This is a genomic window from Arthrobacter sp. UC242_113 (assembly GCF_044054585.1).
GTDB lineage: Bacteria > Actinomycetota > Actinomycetes > Actinomycetales > Micrococcaceae > Arthrobacter.
In genome coordinates, this window is record NZ_CP171968.1 from 1 (window position 1) to 20,089 (window position 20,089).

Below are 20,089 nucleotides of genomic sequence, written 5' to 3' on the forward strand. Positions count from 1 at the left end.
GTTTGAAAAGTTGCTCCGGAGCGATCCTGAACGTTGGTTTGGGTGGTGCCGGGTGTGTCTGTTGTTTGAGAACTCAATAGTGTGCCAAGTTTGTTGATACCGATTTTTTATTAAATTGGTTGAATTTGCCGGGCCTATCCGCCTCCGTGGTGTGGTCTGGTGTTTTTGGCTGGTTTCAAATTTTGTGCAGCTGGTTTCCGCGTTATTTCCGTGGTTTCCGGTTGTGTCTGTTTGTTTTCAACGGAGAGTTTGATCCTGGCTCAGGATGAACGCTGGCGGCGTGCTTAACACATGCAAGTCGAACGATGATCCGGTGCTTGCACCGGGGATTAGTGGCGAACGGGTGAGTAACACGTGAGTAACCTGCCCTTGACTCTGGGATAAGCCTGGGAAACTGGGTCTAATACCGGATATGACTCCTCATCGCATGGTGGGGGGTGGAAAGCTTTTGCGGTTTTGGATGGACTCGCGGCCTATCAGCTTGTTGGTGAGGTAATGGCTCACCAAGGCGACGACGGGTAGCCGGCCTGAGAGGGTGACCGGCCACACTGGGACTGAGACACGGCCCAGACTCCTACGGGAGGCAGCAGTGGGGAATATTGCACAATGGGCGAAAGCCTGATGCAGCGACGCCGCGTGAGGGATGACGGCCTTCGGGTTGTAAACCTCTTTCAGTAGGGAAGAAGCGAAAGTGACGGTACCTGCAGAAGAAGCGCCGGCTAACTACGTGCCAGCAGCCGCGGTAATACGTAGGGCGCAAGCGTTATCCGGAATTATTGGGCGTAAAGAGCTCGTAGGCGGTTTGTCGCGTCTGCCGTGAAAGTCCGGGGCTCAACTCCGGATCTGCGGTGGGTACGGGCAGACTAGAGTGATGTAGGGGAGACTGGAATTCCTGGTGTAGCGGTGAAATGCGCAGATATCAGGAGGAACACCGATGGCGAAGGCAGGTCTCTGGGCATTAACTGACGCTGAGGAGCGAAAGCATGGGGAGCGAACAGGATTAGATACCCTGGTAGTCCATGCCGTAAACGTTGGGCACTAGGTGTGGGGGACATTCCACGTTTTCCGCGCCGTAGCTAACGCATTAAGTGCCCCGCCTGGGGAGTACGGCCGCAAGGCTAAAACTCAAAGGAATTGACGGGGGCCGCACAAGCGGCGGAGCATGCGGATTAATTCGATGCAACGCGAAGAACCTTACCAAGGCTTGACATGGACCGGATCGCCGCAGAAATGTGGTTTCTCCTTTGGGGCCGGTCCACAGGTGGTGCATGGTTGTCGTCAGCTCGTGTCGTGAGATGTTGGGTTAAGTCCCGCAACGAGCGCAACCCTCGTTCCATGTTGCCAGCACGTAGTGGTGGGGACTCATGGGAGACTGCCGGGGTCAACTCGGAGGAAGGTGGGGACGACGTCAAATCATCATGCCCCTTATGTCTTGGGCTTCACGCATGCTACAATGGCCGGTACAAAGGGTTGCGATACTGTGAGGTGGAGCTAATCCCGAAAAAGCCGGTCTCAGTTCGGATTGGGGTCTGCAACTCGACCCCATGAAGTCGGAGTCGCTAGTAATCGCAGATCAGCAACGCTGCGGTGAATACGTTCCCGGGCCTTGTACACACCGCCCGTCAAGTCACGAAAGTTGGTAACACCCGAAGCCGGTGGCCTAACCCCTTGTGGGAGGGAGCCGTCGAAGGTGGGACTGGCGATTGGGACTAAGTCGTAACAAGGTAGCCGTACCGGAAGGTGCGGCTGGATCACCTCCTTTCTAAGGAGCACCTACAGGCCCACGCTTTCCGTGTATGCGGGGTGTGTGGTTTGTCAGGAGTAAAGGCCCGTTGCGCAGGCGATCGTTCTGCGGCGGGTGCTCATGGGTGGAATATCAGCAAATAGGTGCCTGGTGGCACGGGCCGTTGGTTAGTACGGAGTGGTTCCTCTTTGGGGGGCTGGTCCTGGAACGCGGGTGGTTCGTGGTTGTTGGGTAGTGTTTGGCACACTGTTGGGTCCTGAGGCAACAGGACCGGGGAGGGTTTGGTTCTTTCCCGGGATGTTTGTTTCTGGTTTCCTGGCTGCACCGATCGCACGGTTGCCTCTTTGGGGGGTGTGTGGGGTGTGTGGTACGGGGTTGTTGTTTGAGAACTACATAGTGGACGCGAGCATCTTTTATAAGAAGCAATTTCCAAGAATATGAACCTGGATCTGGCTGCGCGTGATGATGGCACTCTTCGGGGTGTGGTTGTTGGGTGTGGTTGGTTTCTGTGGTTCTCTCGAAAATTACTCCTTGATCTTTTGTGGTCAAGTTTTTAAGAGCACACGGTGGATGCCTTGGCATTAGGAGCCGAAGAAGGACGTAGGAATCTGCGATAAGCCTGGGGGAGTCGATAACCGGACTGTGATCCCAGGGTGTCCGAATGGGGAAACCCCGCCAGACGCGCGAGTGATCTGGTGACCCGCATCTGAACACATAGGGTGCGTGGAGGGAACGCGGGGAAGTGAAACATCTCAGTACCCGCAGGAAGAGAAAACAACAGTGATTCCGTTAGTAGTGGCGAGCGAACGCGGATCAGGCTAAACCGACCCATGTGTGATAGCCGGCGGGCGTTGCATGGGCGGGGTTGTGGGACTTGTTGTCCTGGTTCTGCCGGACCGGGGAGGTGTGAGTGCTGGTATAGGTGAACGGTCTTGAAAGGCCGGCCGTAGAGGGTGTGAGCCCCGTAACCGTAATGCTGTGCACCGCCTTTGATGAGTATCCCAAGTAGCACGGGGCCCGAGAAATCCCGTGTGAATCTGTCAGGACCACCTGATAAGCCTAAATACTCCCTAATGACCGATAGCGGACCAGTACCGTGAGGGAAAGGTGAAAAGTACCCCGGGAGGGGAGTGAAACAGTACCTGAAACCGTGTGCTTACAATCCGTCGGAGCAGCCTTGTAGTTGTGACGGCGTGCCTTTTGAAGAATGAGCCTGCGAGTTAGTGTTACGTCGCGAGGTTAACCCGTGTGGGGAAGCCGTAGCGAAAGCGAGTCTGAACAGGGCGTTGCAGTGGCGTGATCTAGACCCGAAGCGAAGTGATCTACCCATGGCCAGGTTGAAGCGACGGTAAGACGTCGTGGAGGACCGAACCCACTTCAGTTGAAAATGGAGGGGATGAGCTGTGGGTAGGGGTGAAAGGCCAATCAAACTTCGTGATAGCTGGTTCTCCCCGAAATGCATTTAGGTGCAGCGTTGCGTGTTTCTTACCGGAGGTAGAGCTACTGGATGGCTAATGGGCCCTACAAGGTTACTGACGTCAGCCAAACTCCGAATGCCGGTAAGTGAGAGCGCAGCAGTGAGACTGTGGGGGATAAGCTTCATAGTCGAGAGGGAAACAGCCCAGACCACCAACTAAGGCCCCTAAGCGTGTGCTAAGTGGGAAAGGATGTGGAGTTGCGAAGACAACCAGGAGGTTGGCTTAGAAGCAGCCATCCTTAAAAGAGTGCGTAATAGCTCACTGGTCAAGTGATTCCGCGCCGACAATGTAGCGGGGCTCAAGTACACCGCCGAAGTTGTGGCATTCACATGTTTTCCAAGCCTTCGTGGTTCAGGAGTGTGGATGGGTAGGGGAGCGTCGTGTGGGCGGTGAAGTCGCGGTGTAAACCAGCGGTGGAGCCTACACGAGTGAGAATGCAGGCATGAGTAGCGAAAGACGGGTGAGAAACCCGTCCGCCGGATGATCAAGGGTTCCAGGGTCAAGCTAATCTGCCCTGGGTAAGTCGGGACCTAAGGCGAGGCCGACAGGCGTAGTCGATGGACAACGGGTTGATATTCCCGTACCGGCGAAAAACCGCCCATGTTGAACAGGGGATACTAACCGCCCGAGACCTGCCCGACACCCCTTGTGGGTGAAGGGTTTTGGTGGAGCGCGGGACCTGATCCTGGGAGGCAAGCGTATTAACAGGTGTGACGCAGGAAGGTAGCCGAGCCGGGCGATGGTTGTCCCGGTCCAAGGATGTAGGGCGAACGGTAGGCAAATCCGCTGTTCATGTGCCTGAGATCTGACGGGACTCCCGTAAAGGGGGGATTCGGTGATCCTATGCTGCCTAGAAAAGCATCGGCGCGAGGTTTTAGCCGCCCGTACCCCAAACCGACACAGGTGATCAGGTAGAGAATACTAAGGCGATCGAGAGAATTATGGTTAAGGAACTCGGCAAAATGCCCCCGTAACTTCGGGAGAAGGGGGGCCCCAACCTTGAACACCACTTGCTGGTGGGAGGGGATCGGGGCCGCAGAGACCAGGGGGAAGCGACTGTTTACTAAAAACACAGGTCCGTGCGAAGTCGCAAGACGATGTATACGGACTGACTCCTGCCCGGTGCTGGAAGGTTAAGAGGACCGGTTAGCCGCAAGGCGAAGCTGAGAATTTAAGCCCCAGTAAACGGCGGTGGTAACTATAACCATCCTAAGGTAGCGAAATTCCTTGTCGGGTAAGTTCCGACCTGCACGAATGGAGTAACGACTTCCCCGCTGTCTCAACCATAAACTCGGCGAAATTGCAGTACGAGTAAAGATGCTCGTTACGCGCAGCAGGACGGAAAGACCCCGAGACCTTTACTATAGTTTGGTATTGGTGTTCGGAGTGGCTTGTGTAGGATAGGTGGGAGACGTTGAAGCCCGGACGCCAGTTCGGGTGGAGTCATCGTTGAAATACCACTCTGGTCACTTTGGACATCTAACTTCGGCCCGTAATCCGGGTCAGGGACAGTGCCTGATGGGTAGTTTAACTGGGGCGGTTGCCTCCTAAAAAGTAACGGAGGCGCCCAAAGGTTCCCTCAGCCTGGTTGGCAATCAGGTGTCGAGTGTAAGTGCACAAGGGAGCTTGACTGTGAGAGAGACATCTCGAGCAGGGACGAAAGTCGGGACTAGTGATCCGGCGGTACATTGTGGAATGGCCGTCGCTCAACGGATAAAAGGTACCTCGGGGATAACAGGCTGATCTTGCCCAAGAGTCCATATCGACGGCATGGTTTGGCACCTCGATGTCGGCTCGTCGCATCCTGGGGCTGGAGTAGGTCCCAAGGGTTGGGCTGTTCGCCCATTAAAGCGGTACGCGAGCTGGGTTTAGAACGTCGTGAGACAGTTCGGTCCCTATCCGCTGCGCGCGCAGGAAATTTGAGAAGGGCTGTCCTTAGTACGAGAGGACCGGGACGGACGAACCTCTGGTGTGTCAGTTGTACTGCCAAGTGCACCGCTGATTAGCTACGTTCGGATGGGATAACCGCTGAAAGCATCTAAGCGGGAAGCTCGCTTCGAGATGAGATTTCCATACACCTTGTGTGTGAGAGGCCCCCAGCCAGACCACTGGGTTGATAGGCCGGATGTGGAAGCGAGGACTAACGACTCGTGAAGCTGACCGGTACTAATAGGCCGATAACTTACACCACACACCACCCCCGCAAACGGATTCAAAAGCGTTTGCACCCAAGGGGGCGGTACAAAGAAACAAGACTGCTTGCGTCCACTATGTGGTTCCCAACCAACAAACCCGCCGGGTTTGACGGTTCAGGAACCAACACAACTAAATACAACACCACAGTTGTAACACCACAGTTTTCCCCTCCCCGGGCACACCCCGGGCGGACGGGACACAGGGTTACGGCGGTCATAGCGTGGGGGAAACGCCCGGTCCCATTCCGAACCCGGAAGCTAAGACCCACAGCGCCGATGGTACTGCACCCGGGAGGGTGTGGGAGAGTAGGTCACCGCCGGACACTATTTACGGCTCAGGCCCCGACGAAGAACGTCGGGGCCTGACCCTTTAACCCCGCCTGACCCTTTAACAGCCAGGGCCACACCAACCCCCGGGCCGCCAAAACCCTCCCTCAGCTCCCGCAGCCTTTTCACTGACGCGTCCTCACGTCCCGCAACGTTCTCCCCGACGCGTCCTCACGTCCTGCGGCTTTTCCGCGACGCGTCCTCAGCTCCCACAGTCTTTTCGCGGACGCTCGATCATCAAGTCCTGCCACGTTCTTGGTACTGCGTATCGCGTTGAACCGGCCCAGCGCAGGGATTGCGGCTGCGGCGGGTTCCGCAGTTCCCGCCATCGCGTGGGCGGCCCTTGTCGGCCCGGGGCTGACAACGACACCATGGATACCGCGATGATCGTGGGTTCAGTGTAAGTGGTCATCGCATTCGCTTACCTGGCTGTCGTCGCGCTCATCCTTACAAATGGGCTGGTTGCCACGCCCAAAGGTGAGCGCCGGCGTCGAATGCGTCAGCAGCAGCTAGCCCGGCTACATTGACTGAGCCCTCGAGCAGTTCGGCGCGTGGCAAAACTGTCAGAGCGTTTGCGGCGACGCGACGTGAGGAAGGGTGCGCGTTGAGGCGACAGGATGTGAGGAGGCGTCGGGGGTGAGGCGACGGGACGTGAGGAAGCGTCGGGTTGGGGCCGGTAAAGTTGGTAGCCATGGAAAATCTCTTCAGCCACGCCGCCGGCAACGAAGCGCCTGAGCCCGTCGATAACCTGGACGCCGTCATCTGCAGTGCTGTTGTCCCCGGTCCCGTGTCCCGCGCATTCATGGGGTTCACCGACCACACCCATCTCTGGTGGCCGATGGAGACCAACAGCGTGTATGGTCCCGGCTCCTACGTGGAGTTCGAGGAGAACCTCATCCTGGAGTCAGCCGAGGATGGCCGCAGCACTATCTGGGGCACCATTGACGACTGGCAGCCGCCGCTGTCCTTTCACGCGTCCTGGTATCCCGGCAGCACCGCGTTGTGGTCAACCGAGCTGCGCGTCGTGTTCCGTGGCGTGGAGGAAGGCACCGAGCTGCGAATTGTCCATGACGGCTGGGAAGGGGCCGAAGATCCGGCCGGCACCCGGGCCGCCTGGGAGAGGGACTGGCCGGAAGTTCTGGGCCGGTACGTGAGGTTCATGGGCGGCGTTGCAGAGTAGCGGCAAGCTAAGCCGGGGGCACTGCCGTGCTCCGGCGAACCACGAACCGCGTCGCGTATTCGGTATTCCCAACGGCCCGGTCTGTTCCGCCGTCGAACCCCTCAAGCAGCAGGCGCACAGCCAGGGCTCCCTGGCCCCGCGGATCCTGATCGACAGTGGTCAGGCCGAAGAGTTCACCCAGTTCGTGCCCGTCCATGCCGATCACCGACAGGTCTTCCGGCACTCGGAGCCCAAAGTCCCTGGCCGCCAGGATGGTGCCAATGGCCATCTCATCCGAAGCTGCAAAGACGGCCGTGGGCCGTTCCGCGGTTCCACCCAGCAGATCCCGTGCCACGGCGTAGGCACCCTCGATGGTGAAGTCCGCTCTGGCCACCCATGACGGCCGCACGGGCAGTCCTGCAGCCGTCATCGCCTTCTCATAGCCTGCACGCCGGGTGCGCGGGATCTTGAAGTCCTGCTCGTACACCGAGTCGCCCGTGATGTGCGCGATTTGGCTGTGGCCGAGCCGGATCAGGTGGTTGACGGCCGCCTCTGCCAGGCCGTGGTCGTCTATGCGGATGGTGGAGGCTCCGGGCAACGGTCCGCCGATGCCCACGAGCGGCCGCTGGATGGCCAGCATCTGGCCGATCTCGTCCTCCGTCAGCGCCAGTGCCACCGCGATGACCGCATCCACGCGCTTCCGCAGCAGGAAGTCCTGGAGAATGCTCCGGCGCCGCACCGCCCCCTCGGTGATGTTGTAGAGCGTCAGGTCATAGCCGGCGTCGAGGAGGGATGCTGAAACGCCCTCCACCACCGAGGCGAAGTACCAGCGGCGGACGGTGGGGACCACGAGGCCGATGTTGCGGGTACGGCCGGAGGCGAGGCTGGATGCCTGGTAGGAAGGCACGAAGCCGAGCTCGGCCGCGGCGGCCCGGGCACGCTCCCGGCTCGCCGGCGACACATGCCCCTTGCCGCTCAAGGCACGTGAAACGGTGGCAATGGAAAGCCCGGCCCGTTCCGCAACGTCCTTGATGCCGGCCATGACTCAGCTCTCTGTGCCCTCTGCAAAGATCCGCAGCCAGACGGTTTCCCCTGCGCCCAGGCCAAACCGCTGGCCCTCCTCGCCAAGGCGCAAGCGCGACGAACTGCGGAGCACGACCTCGCCGGCGGGCAGTTCCAGGGGATCAGAACCCGTGTTCATGACCACCAGAATGTCCCCGTTGAGGAACGCCAGGGACGACGCGGTGCACCATTCCTCCGCCCAGGCGAGGGAACCGCGCCCAAGGTCCAGTTCCCGGCGGACCGTCAGCATGCGGCGGTACAGGTTCAAGTGCGACGACGGGTCCCCGGCTTGCGCGTCCCGCGCCAGTTTCGCGAAGCTCTCCGGCTGGGGGAGCCAGGGCGCATCGCCGTCGCCAAAGCCGCTGTGGCGTTCGGATGCCTTCCACGGCAGCGGAACCCGGCATCCATCGCGTCCCAGCCGGGCGCCGCCCGTCCGCGCAAATGTCGGGTCCTGCCGCTGGTGGTCCGGGATGTCGATGCCGTCAGGCAGGCCGAGCTCTTCGCCCTGGTACAGGTAGGCGCCGCCGGGGAGCCCCAGCATGAACATGGACGCCGCGGCGGCCCGGGTCCTGCCCAGTTCCTCGTCCGGCTGGGGGTCCTCGGGGCCGATGCCGTCACCGTCGCGCGGCCCGGACCAGTCGTACCCGAAGCGGGTGGCGTGCCGGACGACGTCGTGGTTGGACAGCACCCAGGTGCTGGGGGCACCCACGGCGTCCAGGGACGTCAGGGATTCGGTGACGATGTGGCGCAGGCGGGGGAGGTCCAGGCCCGCGTGGAGGTAGGGGAAGTTGAAGGCCTGGTGCATTTCGTCGGGCCGGACCCAGTGGGCCAGCCGCGGCAGGGGGTCCACGTTGGCTTCCGCGCAGAGAATGCGGTCGGGGCCGTACTCTTCAAGAATCCCGCGCCACGCGCGGTAGATGTCGTGCAGGGCCGGCTGGCCGAACATCGGTGCCTCGTGTCCGGGGAAGCCGTCGGAGCTGCTGCCGTCCGCGCGACCGCCCCAGGCGGGAAGGCCCGGGGCCTTCACCAGGGCGTGCGCAACGTCCACGCGGAAGCCGGAGACGCCCCGGTCCAACCAGAAGCGCAGGATACGTTCGAACTCGTCGTGCACGGCCTGGTTGTCCCAGTTGAAGTCCGGCTGCGATGAATCGAAGAGATGCAGGTACCACTGGCCCGGGGTGCCGTCAGGTTCGGTGATGCGGGTCCAGGCGGAACCGCCGAAGTGCGATTCCCAATTGTTGGGTGGTTCGTTGCCCTCGGCGCCCTGGCCGTCCCGGAAGATGAACATGTCCCGTTCGGGGCTGCCTGCGCCGGCCGCCAGCGCGGCCTGGAAATCGCGGTGCTGGTCCGAGCAGTGGTTGGGGACCAGGTCCACGATGACGCGCAGGCCCAGGCGGTTCGCCTCAGCCACCATGCCGTCGAAGTCCCCGAGCGTGCCGAAGATCGGGTCGACGTCGCAGTAGTCGCTGACGTCGTATCCGGCATCGCGCTGCGGCGAGCGGTAGAAGGGCGAGAGCCAGACTGCGTCCACGTTGAGTTCGGCCAGCTGCGGCATCTCGGCGGTGATCCCCGCGAGGTCACCGATGCCGTCGCCGTTCATGTCCCGGAAGGAGCGCGGGTACACCTGGTAAATGACAGCTGACCGCCACCAGCCGTGCGCGTTGTCCGGGGCGTGGATGGGCGTCAGGGAGCCAGCCAGCGGCGACGCCGAGTGCAGAAACGAGTCAACAGACATTGGCCAATCCTAAAGGCGGAAGGGCACCTAATGAAAGCGCTTACACAATTCAAATGGTTGACAGTTGGCGTCATGGAACGCGGCGATGAGGTCACATCAAGCGACGGAATTGGAAACGCTTCCAGCATCACGCGTCCAGCATCGGGCGCCCACGGCTATTCCTGTGCCCGACCAAAGGGCAAAGAGTCCGGTCCACACGACATCTAGACTGAAGCAAAGTGATTGGACGGGAGACACATGGGCAGCATCGCCGACGAACTGACATCAATCCTGGGGCCGCGGAAGGTGCTCCGGGACGACGCCGCACTCACGGTTTACGCGGTGGACCAGGCCCCCGTGGTGGACTACCGGCTGCCCGCCGCAGTGGTTTTGGCGGAGTCCGTCGATGACGTCCAGGCCACAGTCAAAGCCTGCGCCGCCCGGAACGTGCCGCTGGTGCCCCGCGGTGCCGGGACCGGAGTCTCGGGCGGCGCCCATGCCAGCGAGGGGTGCGTTGTCCTTGGCCTCGAACGGATGAACCGCATCCTGGAGCTCAACGCGGATGACGAGACCGCTGTCGTCGAACCTGGCGTAATCAACGCCTATCTGAACGACGCCGCCGCGGCGCACGGACTCATGTTCGCTCCGGATCCTGCAAGTTTCAGGATCTCCACCGTCGGCGGCAACGTGGCCACCAACGCCGGCGGCCTGCGGTGTGCCAAGTACGGCGTGACGCGGGATTCTGTTCTGGCCCTGGACGTGGTCCTTGCGGACGGCTCGCTCCTGCACACCGGCCACCAGACCTTCAAGGGCGTGGCGGGCTACGATCTGACCGGAGTGTTCGTGGGGTCGGAGGGCACGCTGGGCATCGTGGTCGGCGCGACGGTCCGGTTGAAGTACCTACCCCGCGAGGTGCACACCATCGCCGCGTTCTACCCGGACTTCCGGCAGGCGGCGGCCGGGGTGCTCGCCGTCGGCAGGGCCCGCGTCCAGCCGGCCATCATGGAGCTGCTCGACGGCGGATCGCTGGCTCAGCTGGATGAGCTGTACGGCTCGGGCCTGGCAACGCGGGGAGCATCGCTGCTCCTGGTCCAGACGGACGGCTTCGGGGCGGCGGCAGAGGCTGACGTCGTGCGTGAAGTGCTGGCGGCCGGCGGCGCGGTGGTGACCACCGAGGCCAGCGCCGAGGCGGAACAGCTGGTGGAACTGCGGCGCAACAGCAGGGGCGTCGAGGTGGACGACCAGTACCGCGTGGGCGAGGATGTTGCTGTGCCGCGTTCCAGGCTGGTGGACTACGTGGCGGCGCTCGAAGCGCTGGCCGAGGTCCACGATGTCAGGCTGAAGGTGGTGGCCCATGCTGGTGACGGCAACCTGCATCCCACGTTCTGGATTGACCGCGTGAACGACGAGGTGGATGCCGATGCCATGCTCCGTCTGAACACGGCACTCGACGCGTCCATCGTGGCGGCCCTGGAAATGGGCGGAACCATCACGGGCGAGCACGGTGTGGGGCAGTACAAGCTGCGCTGGCTGGGCCTGGAACAGCCGGAGCCGCTGCGCGAGCTGCAGCGCCGGGTCAAGAACCTCTTCGATCCCGCCGGCATCCTGAACCCCGGTAAGGCGATCTAACCGGGGGAAGAAAAAGCCCCCGGCAGACCTAAACCAGTTCCAGGCCGTCGGCCACAACCCTGCCGCGGTGGATCACGGTGCGGTCGGTGCCCCGGTCCATGACGGCGGAGGCCACCGTCTCGCCGTCGACCAGCAGCAGCTCGGCCGGATCGCCTACCTCAAGGCCGGGGCGGTGCGCCGTGCCATTGAGCCGCGTGGACGACGGGTCCAGGACGCTGGCGCCGCCGACCGTCGCGATGGCAAGGCAGTGCCCGATCAGTTCATCCCTGCGGAAGCCGTGCGTGAAGGCGAGCTGCCAGGTGCGGTCCAGCATGTCCGTGTTTCCGTAGGGGGACCAGTAGTCGCGCTGGCCGTCCTCGCCAAGGCCCACCCGGACACCGGCTTCGGCAAGCAGCGGGAGGGGGAGCTGGCCCGCTGCTGCCGGTGCCACCGACGCCATGGAGATGTCCAGCTCGGCGAACTCCTCGATGAGTCGGCGCGTGGTGGCCTCGGAGACGCTGCCCAGCTGGTAGGCGTGGGACATGGTCACCTTGCCCTGCATGCCCAGGGCGCGGGTGCGTTCGAGCACCAGGTCGGTGCTGAAGACACCCAGTTCGCCGGGCTCGTGGAGATGGATGTCGATGGGGACCTGGTACTTCTCAGCGAGCCCGAAAACGATGTCGAGGTGCCGGGCGGGGTCGCGGTCCAGGCTGCACGGATCGATGCCGCCCATGACGTTTGCGCCGGCCATCAGTGCCTCTTCCATCAGCGGAATGGTGCCCTCCTCCCGCAGGAGGCCGGCCTGCGGGAAGGCGATGATCTCGACGTCGGCCCGGTCCCTGAACTGGTCCCTGGCTGCCGCGACGGCGTCGAAACGCTCCAGACGGCAGTCCACATCGACCTGGGCATAGGAACGGACCCGGGTGGTGCCCCGCGCGATCATTCGGCCGAGGGTGTTGTTGACGCGTTCCTGCAGCGGGACTTCGGCGTTGCGCCAGTTCAGCCTGTCGTTCATCATCATGGTCCACACGCCCGGTCCGCCGGTGTGCTCGCGGAACGGCAGCCCGATGCGGGTGGAGTCCAGATGGACGTGGACGTCGGAGAAGGACGGCACCAGCAGCCTGCCGCGGCCTTCGACGACGGCTGCCGCAGCCGGTCTCTCCGGGCGGTGCGGCTCGACCGCCGCGATCCTGCCGTCCGTAATGAGGACATCGCTCAGCGACTGTCCCCACGGCCGGACGGCGCGGATCAGGCTGGTCAATGCAGTGCCTCAGTCGTCGGCGTCGGGATAGTCGTCCTCGGTCTCATCGGCACCGTACCGGGATTCCTCGGTCTCCACGGCGAGGATCTTCAGCAGCTCCGTGTCCGGGTTCAGCATGATGGCGGCCTCGTCGCGGCGGTGGCGCAGGATGGAGTCGATGTAGGACTGGACGGCCTCGGCCAGCGGGATGTGCCGTTCCTGCTTTTCGGACATGTACCAGCGGTGCTCCAGCACCTCGTGCACGGCTTCGGCGGGCTCGAGCTTTCCGGAGAGGTCGCGGGGGATGGACCTGACGATCGGCTCGAAGATCTGGCTGACCCACAGGTGCGCGCTGTATTCCTCGTCCATCTCCGGGTTGTTGTCGGCCCGGAAGGTGTCCATGTCGTTGAGCAGGCGGCGGGCCTGGTTCTCTTGGGCATCGAGGCCGGTCAGGCGCAGCAGGCGGCGCATGTGGTGGCCGGCGTCGACCACCTTCGGCTGCAGCTGGATCGTGGAGCCGTTCTGGGTGGTCTTGATCGCGTACTCTTCGACGTCGAAGCCGAGCTCGTTGAGCCGGCGGATGCGGGCGCCGACGCGCCAGCGCTCGCCCAGTTCAAACGATTCCTTGGCGGTCAGCTCGGTCCACAGGCGCCGGTAGCTTTCCATGATGAGTTCGCTGGTGGCCACGGGGTCCACCTTCTCCTCGATCAGGCCGCCGTCGAGGAGGTCCATGAGTTCGCCGGCGATGTTGACGCGGGCAATCTCCAGGTCGTACTCGCGCTGGCCGGTGGAGAGGTCCGGGTACAGCTCGCCGGTTTCGGCGTCCACGAGGTAGGCGGCGAAGGCCCCGGCATCGCGGCGGAACAGGGTGTTGGAGAGCGAGACGTCGCCCCAGTAGAAGCCGATGAGGTGCAGCCGGACCATGAGCAGCGCCTGGGCGTCGATGAGCCGGGTGAGCGTGTCCTTGCGCAGCATCTGCGAGAAGAGCGCGCGGTACGGCATGGAGAACTTCAGGTGCCGGGTCACGAGGACCGGGTTCAGGGGACGGCCGTCGGGGGTGGTGCGGCCGGTGATGACGGCGACCGGCTCCACGCAGGGCACGTCCAGCCGCGCGAGCTTGCGGAGCATGTGGTACTCGTGGCGGGCCACGTGCTCGGACGTTTCCTTGATGGCGATGACGGAGCCGCCCAGGTGCGCGAAGCGCACAATGTGGCGGGAGATGCCGCGGGGGAGAGCCGCCAGGTTTTCCGCCGGCCAGTCCTCAAGCGCGATGTGCCACGGCAGGTCGAGGAGCTCGGGGTCGGCGGCAGCAGCCGTGATGTTGAGGTTGCTGGCGACTGAGGCTGCCTTGTCGTCATTGGCGCTGGCGGCTTCGAACCGCGGCAGTTTGCCGATCTGCCCGTAGTCGGTGGGTTCATCGTGCCACTGCGCGTTGCGTTCCTCTGTCATGGCTCAATTCTTCCGTATTTTGCGGGGGGCGCCTAAAAGGGGGACAGCGGTTAAAGCCCGACGGCGGCCCTTCCGGTTTAGGGGAGGGCCGCCGTCGGGTTTTGGCTGGGGCCGGTGCTGGGCCCACGCCGGCAGGGTTCCCTGGCCGAAGCGGAGCGAGGCTAGGGGGCCGGTGGGGACTAGTCGCCCAGGCGCTCGCCGGTCTTGGTGTCGAACAGGTGCACGTGGCCGGACTGCGGACGGACCCAGAGGGACTCGCCCTTCATCGGGGGGCGGCGGCCGTCGACGCGGGCCACGATGTCGTGGGTCTTGCCGTCCAGCGTGGTGTGGCCGTAGACGTAAGCGTCGGCACCGAGCTCTTCGACGACGTCGACCTCCACCTGGATGCCTTCACCCTGTGCTGCGGTCTCGAGGTCCTCGGGCCGGCTGCCCAGGGTGACCGTCTGGCCGTGAGCCTCTTCAAGGACATTGCGCGGCACGGGGTAAACGGTGCCGCCGAACTGGACACCGCCGTCGACCACGGGAAGTTCCAGCAGGTTCATGGCGGGCGAGCCGATAAAGCCTGCCACGAAGACGTTCTTGGGGCGGTCGTACAGGTTGCGCGGGGTGTCCACCTGCATCAGCAGGCCGTCCTTGAGCACCGCAACGCGGTCGCCCATGGTCATGGCCTCGACCTGGTCGTGGGTCACGTAAACGGTGGTGACGCCCAGGCGGCGGGTGAGGGAAGCGATCTGGGTGCGGGTCTGGACGCGGAGCTTGGCGTCCAGGTTGGAGAGCGGCTCGTCCATGAGGAAGACCTGCGGGTTACGCACGATGGCGCGGCCCATGGCAACGCGCTGGCGCTGGCCGCCGGAGAGTGCCTTCGGCTTGCGGTCCAGGTACTGCTCAAGGTCCAGGAGCTTTGCGGCTTCGCGGACCCGCTCGGCGCGCTCTTCCTTGCTGACTCCGGCGATCTTCAGGGCGAAGCCCATGTTGTCCGCCACGGTCATGTGCGGGTACAGGGCGTAGTTCTGGAAAACCATCGCGATGTCGCGGTCCTTCGGCGGAACGTCGGTGACGTCGCGATCGCCGATGAGGATGCGGCCGGCGTTGACGTCCTCGAGGCCTGCGAGCATGCGCAGGGAGGTGGACTTACCGCAACCGGAGGGTCCAACGAGGACCAGGAATTCGCCGTCGGCGATTTCGATGTTGAGCTTGTCAACAGCGGGCTTCTCGGTGCCCGGATATAGACGCGTAGCGTTGTCAAAAGTAACTGTTGCCACAGTTATCAATCCCTTCACCGGCAGGTACGTGCCGGACGATCCGTAGTGAATGGTTCATGTAATTCAGTTATGCCCTACATGATGACTCCCCGGCCGGGGCCGAGGAGCATCGAGTGACGCCGCACGGTTCCTGTGCGCCACATCACAAAGAAGAGTATGTCAGATTTATCGCGAATCGGACAAAATGTTACGGACGTCACACATGAGATGTGCCACAGCCGTTCCGCCGAGCTATCCGGATGTGACGGCCTTCCGGCGTTCACGCAGCAGCGCCTCGAGGAGTTCGGCGATGTGCACCGGCGCCTCAACCCGGAACTGTGCCTGGGTGAAGTCGAGGCCCACCTTCACGCCGACGTCGTGCTGCCCGAGGCGGGCCAGGGCGTCCTCATCGGTGGTGTCGTCGCCCGCGAACAGCACGCCCGTGGCTCCGGTGGCCTGCCGCAGGAAGTCAACACCCTCACCCTTGGACGCGTGCACCACGGATGTCTCAAGGACCCGCTTGCCGTTCTTGAGGTAAACGCCCGGGCGGTCCTGGAGTGCGGCGCGGGCAGCGGCGACGGCATCCTCCGCGACGTCGTCGGCCGCCAGCCGGGTGTGCAGCACAACGCCGGCGGGCTTTTCCTCCAGGACGGTCCCGGGGGCCAGTTCCACGATTTCCGTCAGGACGCCCCGGACCTCCTCGAGGAGCGACAGCTGCGCGGGGTCGAGGGTCAGCGGTGCGGAGCCCGGGCCCAGCCACGCCTCGGCGCCGTGGCTTCCGATCAGCAGCGTCTCATCCGGCGGGGAGGCGACCGTCCGCAGACTGTCCAGTGCCCTCCCGGAGATGAGTGCCGTCGTCGTACGCGGTAAAGCGGTCAGTTCGGCGAAGGCGGCAGCCGAGCGGGGGAGCGGGCGTGCGTCCCCGGCGTGGTCCACGATGGGGGAGATGGTGCCGTCGAAGTCCATGGCCACCAGCAGGTGGTCCGTGACGGCGATGCGGCGCACCGCCTCCAGCAGTTCGGGGGACAGCGCCAGCCGGGTGCTGCCGGCCTCGCCGGTGTGCTCAGCCTCAGGAGTCATCGCGGATTACCTTCTCGTTCAGGGCGTTCAGGAAGTCGGCCGACCAGTGGTCGACGTCGTGGTCCAGGATCTGCTTGCGCATGGAGCGCATGCGGCGTGCGGACTCCTTGGGGCTCATGTTGACGGCCCGCATCACGGCGTCCTTGAGACCGTCGATGTCGTGCGGGTTCATCAGCAGCGCCTGCTTGAGCTGGTCCGCGGCGCCGGCGAACTCGCTGAGCACCAGGGCGCCGTCGTTGCTGGTGCGGGCCGTGACGTACTCCTTGGCGACGAGGTTCATGCCGTCGCGCAGTGCCGTGACCAGCATGACGTCCGCCGCCAGGTAGAGCGCCACCATCTCTTCCACCGGGTAGCTGTGGTGAAGGTAGCGGACGGCCGTGTTCTCGATGGTGTCGTAGGTGCCGTTGATGTGGCCCACCGTTCCCTCGACCTCTTCGCGCAGGAGCCGGTACTGCTCCACGCGCTCGCGGCTGGGGCTGGCAACCTGGATCAGCGTCGCGTCGCCCACCTTGAGCTTGCCCTCGTTCAGGAGCTCCTCGTAGGCCTTGAGCCGGTGGCCGATGCCCTTCGTATAGTCCAGCCGGTCCACGCCCAGCAGGATGGTCTTGGGGTTGCCGAGGTCCTGCCGGATCTGGCGGGAGCGCTCAATGATGTCGGGGTTCTGCGCCAGTTCGGTGATGTGCTGGACGTCGATGGAAATGGGGAAGGCCTGGGCGCGGGCAATATGGGTGAGGTCGCCGTCGGTGTCCTTGACGTGGACCTGCTGCTGCTTGACGCTGGCGCCAAGGAAGCGCCGGGCCGAACGCATGAAGTTGCCGGCGTCGCTGCTGCGCTGGAAGCCCACCAGGTCGGCCCCCAGCAGGCCGTCGATGATGGCCTGGCGCCAGGGGAGCTGCGCGAAGATCTCCGGCGGCGGGAACGGGATGTGGTTGAAGAATCCGATCCTCAGGTCCGGCCGCGCCTGGCGCAGCATGCGCGGCACCAGCTGGAGCTGGTAGTCCTGCACCCAGACGGTTGCGCCCTCATCGGCAGTACGGACGACGGCGTCGGCGAACCTTCTGTTCACCGTGCGGTAGGCGTCCCACCAGGTTCTGTGAAACTCCGGCGGTGCGATGACATCGTGGTACAGGGGCCACAGCGTCGCATTGGAAAAGCCTTCGTAATACAGCTCAACGTCATCGCTGCTCAGCTGGACCGGGACAAGGTCCATGCCGCCGTGGCTGAATGGCTCCACCGTTTCGTCCGCGGCGCCGTGCCAGCCCACCCAGGCGCCGTCGGTCCGGGTCATCATGGGAGCAAGGGCGGTGACCAGGCCACCGGGGGAGCGCCGCCAGCCTGAGCCGTCGTCTCCCGGCTCGCCGGGGGCGCAGCGGTCCACCGGCAGGCGGTTGGAGACCACCATGAAGTCGTACTTGGTGGCTGCCTTCGGACCGTCCTTGGTGGCGTCCGAGCTGCTGCCGGGCACGGCCGCGCCTTCCGTTTTTGTGTCGGATTTGTCGCTTACAGCTCCGTGCATTGGGGCTCCCTGAGGTTGCTTGTGACTCCCATCAACCCTATCGGGCCGGAATCTTCCGGGCTATTCGTCCGTTGGTCAGGCTGAACGAAATACTTGAAAGCGCAAGCTCCGGGTTCTCCCCTAAACTGGGGGAGTTGGCCCCGGGTGGTCCGCATCTGTCCGTACGACACGAGGAACTAATGAGCCCCGCAAACGAACCCCGCCAGTCCAAAGCACAACGCACGGCCGACGCCCGCGAGAAAGCCCGCGAAATCCGCGAGGCCCAGCTTAAGAAGGACAAGCGGAACAAACTGCTCATTGGCTGGGGCATCGTGGTCGCCGTTGTGGCCATCCTTGCCGTCGTCGCACTGGTGGTGTCCACCAGCCTTAAGAACAACGCCCCGGTGGCGGACCAGGGCCCCACCCCGGCCAACGGCAATGTCCACGGCGGCATCACGCTGCTCAAGGGCAACGAGGTGGCAAAGACCGACGCTGCATCCGTGAACGTCGCGGACATTCCGTCGCCTGCGGCCTCGGCACCTGCCACCGTTACGGCGCCGGGCGCGGAAGCCGAGAAGGGCAAGCCGGTGAAGGTTGTGCTCTACATCGACTTCATCTGCCCCGTCTGCAAGAACTTCGAGGCGACGTACAACGAGACCATGACGAAGCTCCGTGACGAAGGCAAAATCACCGTGGAGTACCGGGCCCTGGGCTTCCTGGACACCCGTTCCACCACCAACTACTCCTCCCGTGCGGCCAACGCCGCTGCCTGCGTGGTGAACGAATCGCCCGAGAAGTATGCGGCATTTGTGGACACGCTGTTCGCCAACCAGCCGGCCGAGGGCGGCGCCGGGCTTTCCGACGACGAACTGAAGAAGCTGGCCACGGACGTGGGCGCCAAGAGCATTGACTCCTGCGTCGAGAACAAGACGTACCGTCCCTGGGTCAAGTACGCCACCCAGGAAGCCGCGGCCATTGGCGTGAGCGGTACGCCGACGGTCCTCGTGGACGGCAAGCAGTGGGGCAAGGGCGACAGCGCCCAGGCCGAATTCCCGGCCTTCGTCGAGGCGGCCATCAAGGCCAAGGCCTAGACTTTCCCTATGGGCAGTGGCCCGGTGTCCCGGTATTCCGGGCGCCGTGCCACTGTTCTGTTTAACTGGTTGTCTGTTTGCTGCGGGGCGCCCGTTTTTACGGGCGGGCGGTCCTTGGGCTAACCTTATCTAGCGCCGTCACGGCGCCTGCCCTGACGGGCGCGCCTCCTTAGCTCAGTTGGCCAGAGCACCGCTCTTGTAAAGCGGGGGTCGTCGGTTCGAATCCGACAGGGGGCTCCACTTTGGCTTTGACCTTCGGGTCATGATGCCGTGCGATTCCGCCGAAGGTCATTCCGGCCCGCAACACACGAACCCACGTTTCGCCCCTGCGCCGGCGGTCGGCACCTGGTGAACTTCCGCGGATCCAGCCCGGTCACTTTGGAGCTCAGCAGTTGGCACCCGCCGCCTGTTCGGGCGGTAACAGGGCTAGTCCGCGTCAATCTCCTCGAGCAGATCCTTTGCGGCCTTGCGGATGTCGTCGTGGTCGTACTGCGCCGCCCGGCTCTCCAGCGAAATAATGGCGCAGCGGTGGACTTTCTTGAGATCCCCGAAAGGAAAGCTCAGGCTGCCCTTGGTGCCCTCGGATTTGTCCTTATCAATGCCGAGATGCCAATTCGAGAACTCGTCGAAGCCGTGCTTGTCGATAAAGGAGTTCTCCTCGTCCGCTGATGGCGCGTGTTCACTCCAGTCATCCCGGACATCCCGCGCCACCTGCCCCTTCTTCACGAGGCTGCGCGCGTGCTCCAGTGCCTTGCGGTTAAGTTTCGTCGCCATGTGGTGCCTCCGCCTGCTGGGAGTCGGATCCAGGACAGCTCAAGGTTAAGACCGACGACGGCGCCCCGCCAGTCCGCTCTGCTGTGCGGCGTATCTGCCGGAAGACTTAACAGCCAGGAGATTGCGCGGAAACGTGCGCACAACACGGGCCGCATAGCTTGGCGCCATGATCATGACAGAGATGCTCGCCCGGATGCGTGCGGCGCTCGCGGAAGCCCTGCTCTTGCCTCCGGTTCCTGCCACTGCCGAGCAGGCCAGCGATGCCCTTCAGGAGGTCACGCGCTGGGCCTGGCTGCCTCCGCTCAGCGGGGTTGCCGTCGCGGCAGACCACGCGCCCAGAACCCACCCAAATGACGCCGCCAAGCCCGCGGAACAGGGCGGAAAGAGCAATTAGTGTCGCGTTGGCCACACTATTCTTGACGTTGCCGCTTT

12 protein-coding genes, 1 tRNA gene and 3 rRNA genes are annotated in these 20,089 nt (G+C 63.4%); 8 read left to right on the top strand and 8 right to left on the bottom strand.

Features of this window, described 5'->3' with window-relative positions; translation table 11 throughout:
* The first annotated feature begins 237 nt into the window (after window positions 1–237).
* From ACHMXB_RS00005 to ACHMXB_RS00020, 4 genes are all read left to right on the top strand, one after another.
* A 16S ribosomal RNA gene (locus tag ACHMXB_RS00005) occupies window positions 238–1,762 on the top strand.
* 525 nt (window positions 1,763–2,287) lie between these two features.
* Window positions 2,288–5,413 (top strand): 23S ribosomal RNA (locus tag ACHMXB_RS00010).
* A 210-nt stretch (window positions 5,414–5,623) separates the two neighbouring features.
* Window positions 5,624–5,740 (top strand): 5S ribosomal RNA (gene rrf / locus ACHMXB_RS00015).
* Together the 16S, 23S and 5S rRNA genes form the textbook arrangement of a ribosomal RNA operon.
* Before the next feature lie 695 nt (window positions 5,741–6,435).
* Window positions 6,436–6,924 (top strand): hypothetical protein, encoded by a 489-nt coding sequence (locus ACHMXB_RS00020; RefSeq protein ID WP_395401651.1) that lies wholly within the window; start codon window positions 6,436–6,438, stop codon window positions 6,922–6,924.
* 7 nt (window positions 6,925–6,931) lie between these two features.
* On the opposite strand, the gene ACHMXB_RS00025 is transcribed toward ACHMXB_RS00020, so the two are convergent.
* On the bottom strand, window positions 6,932–7,945 hold the full coding sequence (locus ACHMXB_RS00025) for a LacI family DNA-binding transcriptional regulator (protein ID WP_395401653.1): 1,014 nt from the start codon (window positions 7,943–7,945) through the stop codon (window positions 6,932–6,934).
* A 3-nt stretch (window positions 7,946–7,948) separates the two neighbouring features.
* A complete protein-coding gene (locus ACHMXB_RS00030; protein WP_395401655.1) occupies window positions 7,949–9,700 on the bottom strand; it encodes a glycoside hydrolase family 13 protein in 1,752 nt (583 codons plus the stop codon).
* A gap of 237 nt (window positions 9,701–9,937) precedes the next feature.
* On the opposite strand from ACHMXB_RS00030, the gene ACHMXB_RS00035 reads away from it, so the two are divergent.
* Window positions 9,938–11,308, top strand: coding sequence for an FAD-binding oxidoreductase (locus tag ACHMXB_RS00035; RefSeq protein WP_395401657.1), 1,371 nt, complete (start codon window positions 9,938–9,940; stop codon window positions 11,306–11,308).
* Between the two features lie 28 nt (window positions 11,309–11,336).
* Here ACHMXB_RS00035 and ACHMXB_RS00040 read toward each other — a convergent pair whose 3' ends face one another.
* From ACHMXB_RS00040 to ACHMXB_RS00060, 5 genes are all read right to left on the bottom strand, one after another.
* Window positions 11,337–12,548, bottom strand: a complete 1,212-nt coding sequence (locus tag ACHMXB_RS00040) for an amidohydrolase (RefSeq protein ID WP_395401659.1) — start codon at window positions 12,546–12,548, stop codon at window positions 11,337–11,339.
* Window positions 12,549–12,557: 9 nt separating this feature from the next.
* Window positions 12,558–13,976, bottom strand: a complete 1,419-nt coding sequence (locus ACHMXB_RS00045) for a DUF4032 domain-containing protein (protein ID WP_395401661.1) — start codon at window positions 13,974–13,976, stop codon at window positions 12,558–12,560.
* 179 nt (window positions 13,977–14,155) lie between these two features.
* A complete protein-coding gene (locus tag ACHMXB_RS00050; protein WP_236806882.1) occupies window positions 14,156–15,238 on the bottom strand; it encodes an ABC transporter ATP-binding protein in 1,083 nt (360 codons plus the stop codon).
* 231 nt (window positions 15,239–15,469) lie between these two features.
* Window positions 15,470–16,297 (bottom strand): trehalose-phosphatase, encoded by an 828-nt coding sequence (gene otsB, locus ACHMXB_RS00055; RefSeq protein ID WP_395401664.1) that lies wholly within the window; start codon window positions 16,295–16,297, stop codon window positions 15,470–15,472.
* A complete protein-coding gene (locus tag ACHMXB_RS00060; protein ID WP_395401666.1) occupies window positions 16,287–17,813 on the bottom strand; it encodes a trehalose-6-phosphate synthase in 1,527 nt (508 codons plus the stop codon). The genes otsB and ACHMXB_RS00060 overlap by 11 nt, the downstream gene beginning before the upstream one ends.
* A gap of 179 nt (window positions 17,814–17,992) precedes the next feature.
* On the opposite strand from ACHMXB_RS00060, the gene ACHMXB_RS00065 reads away from it, so the two are divergent.
* Entirely contained in the window at window positions 17,993–18,883 is an 891-nt protein-coding gene (locus tag ACHMXB_RS00065) for a DsbA family protein (protein WP_395401668.1), read from the top strand.
* Window positions 18,884–19,046: 163 nt separating this feature from the next.
* Window positions 19,047–19,123 (top strand) — tRNA-Thr (locus tag ACHMXB_RS00070).
* A 186-nt stretch (window positions 19,124–19,309) separates the two neighbouring features.
* Here the strand turns inward: ACHMXB_RS00070 and ACHMXB_RS00075 are convergent.
* Window positions 19,310–19,657, bottom strand: coding sequence for a hypothetical protein (locus ACHMXB_RS00075; protein WP_395401670.1), 348 nt, complete (start codon window positions 19,655–19,657; stop codon window positions 19,310–19,312).
* Between the two features lie 166 nt (window positions 19,658–19,823).
* Here ACHMXB_RS00075 and ACHMXB_RS00080 point away from each other — a divergent pair, with 166 nt between their 5' ends.
* Window positions 19,824–20,051: a hypothetical protein gene (locus tag ACHMXB_RS00080; protein ID WP_395401672.1), complete on the top strand. Its 228-nt coding sequence runs from the start codon at window positions 19,824–19,826 to the stop codon at window positions 20,049–20,051.
* The last annotated feature ends 38 nt before the right edge of the window (window positions 20,052–20,089 follow it).

Bases quoted from the DNA above. Each gene is read 5' to 3' on its own strand.
- ACHMXB_RS00080 (WP_395401672.1), top strand. From the start codon at position 19,824: ATGATCATGACAGAGATGCTCGCCCGGATGCGTGCGGCGCTCGCGGAA.
- ACHMXB_RS00030 (WP_395401655.1), bottom strand. From the start codon at position 9,700: ATGTCTGTTGACTCGTTTCTGCACTCGGCGTCGCCGCTGGCTGGCTCC.
- ACHMXB_RS00060 (WP_395401666.1), bottom strand. From the start codon at position 17,813: ATGCACGGAGCTGTAAGCGACAAATCCGACACAAAAACGGAAGGCGCG.
- ACHMXB_RS00020 (WP_395401651.1), top strand. From the start codon at position 6,436: ATGGAAAATCTCTTCAGCCACGCCGCCGGCAACGAAGCGCCTGAGCCC.
- otsB (WP_395401664.1), bottom strand. From the start codon at position 16,297: ATGACTCCTGAGGCTGAGCACACCGGCGAGGCCGGCAGCACCCGGCTG.
- ACHMXB_RS00025 (WP_395401653.1), bottom strand. From the start codon at position 7,945: ATGGCCGGCATCAAGGACGTTGCGGAACGGGCCGGGCTTTCCATTGCC.
- ACHMXB_RS00035 (WP_395401657.1), top strand. From the start codon at position 9,938: ATGGGCAGCATCGCCGACGAACTGACATCAATCCTGGGGCCGCGGAAG.
- ACHMXB_RS00065 (WP_395401668.1), top strand. From the start codon at position 17,993: ATGAGCCCCGCAAACGAACCCCGCCAGTCCAAAGCACAACGCACGGCC.
- ACHMXB_RS00045 (WP_395401661.1), bottom strand. From the start codon at position 13,976: ATGACAGAGGAACGCAACGCGCAGTGGCACGATGAACCCACCGACTAC.
- ACHMXB_RS00075 (WP_395401670.1), bottom strand. From the start codon at position 19,657: ATGGCGACGAAACTTAACCGCAAGGCACTGGAGCACGCGCGCAGCCTC.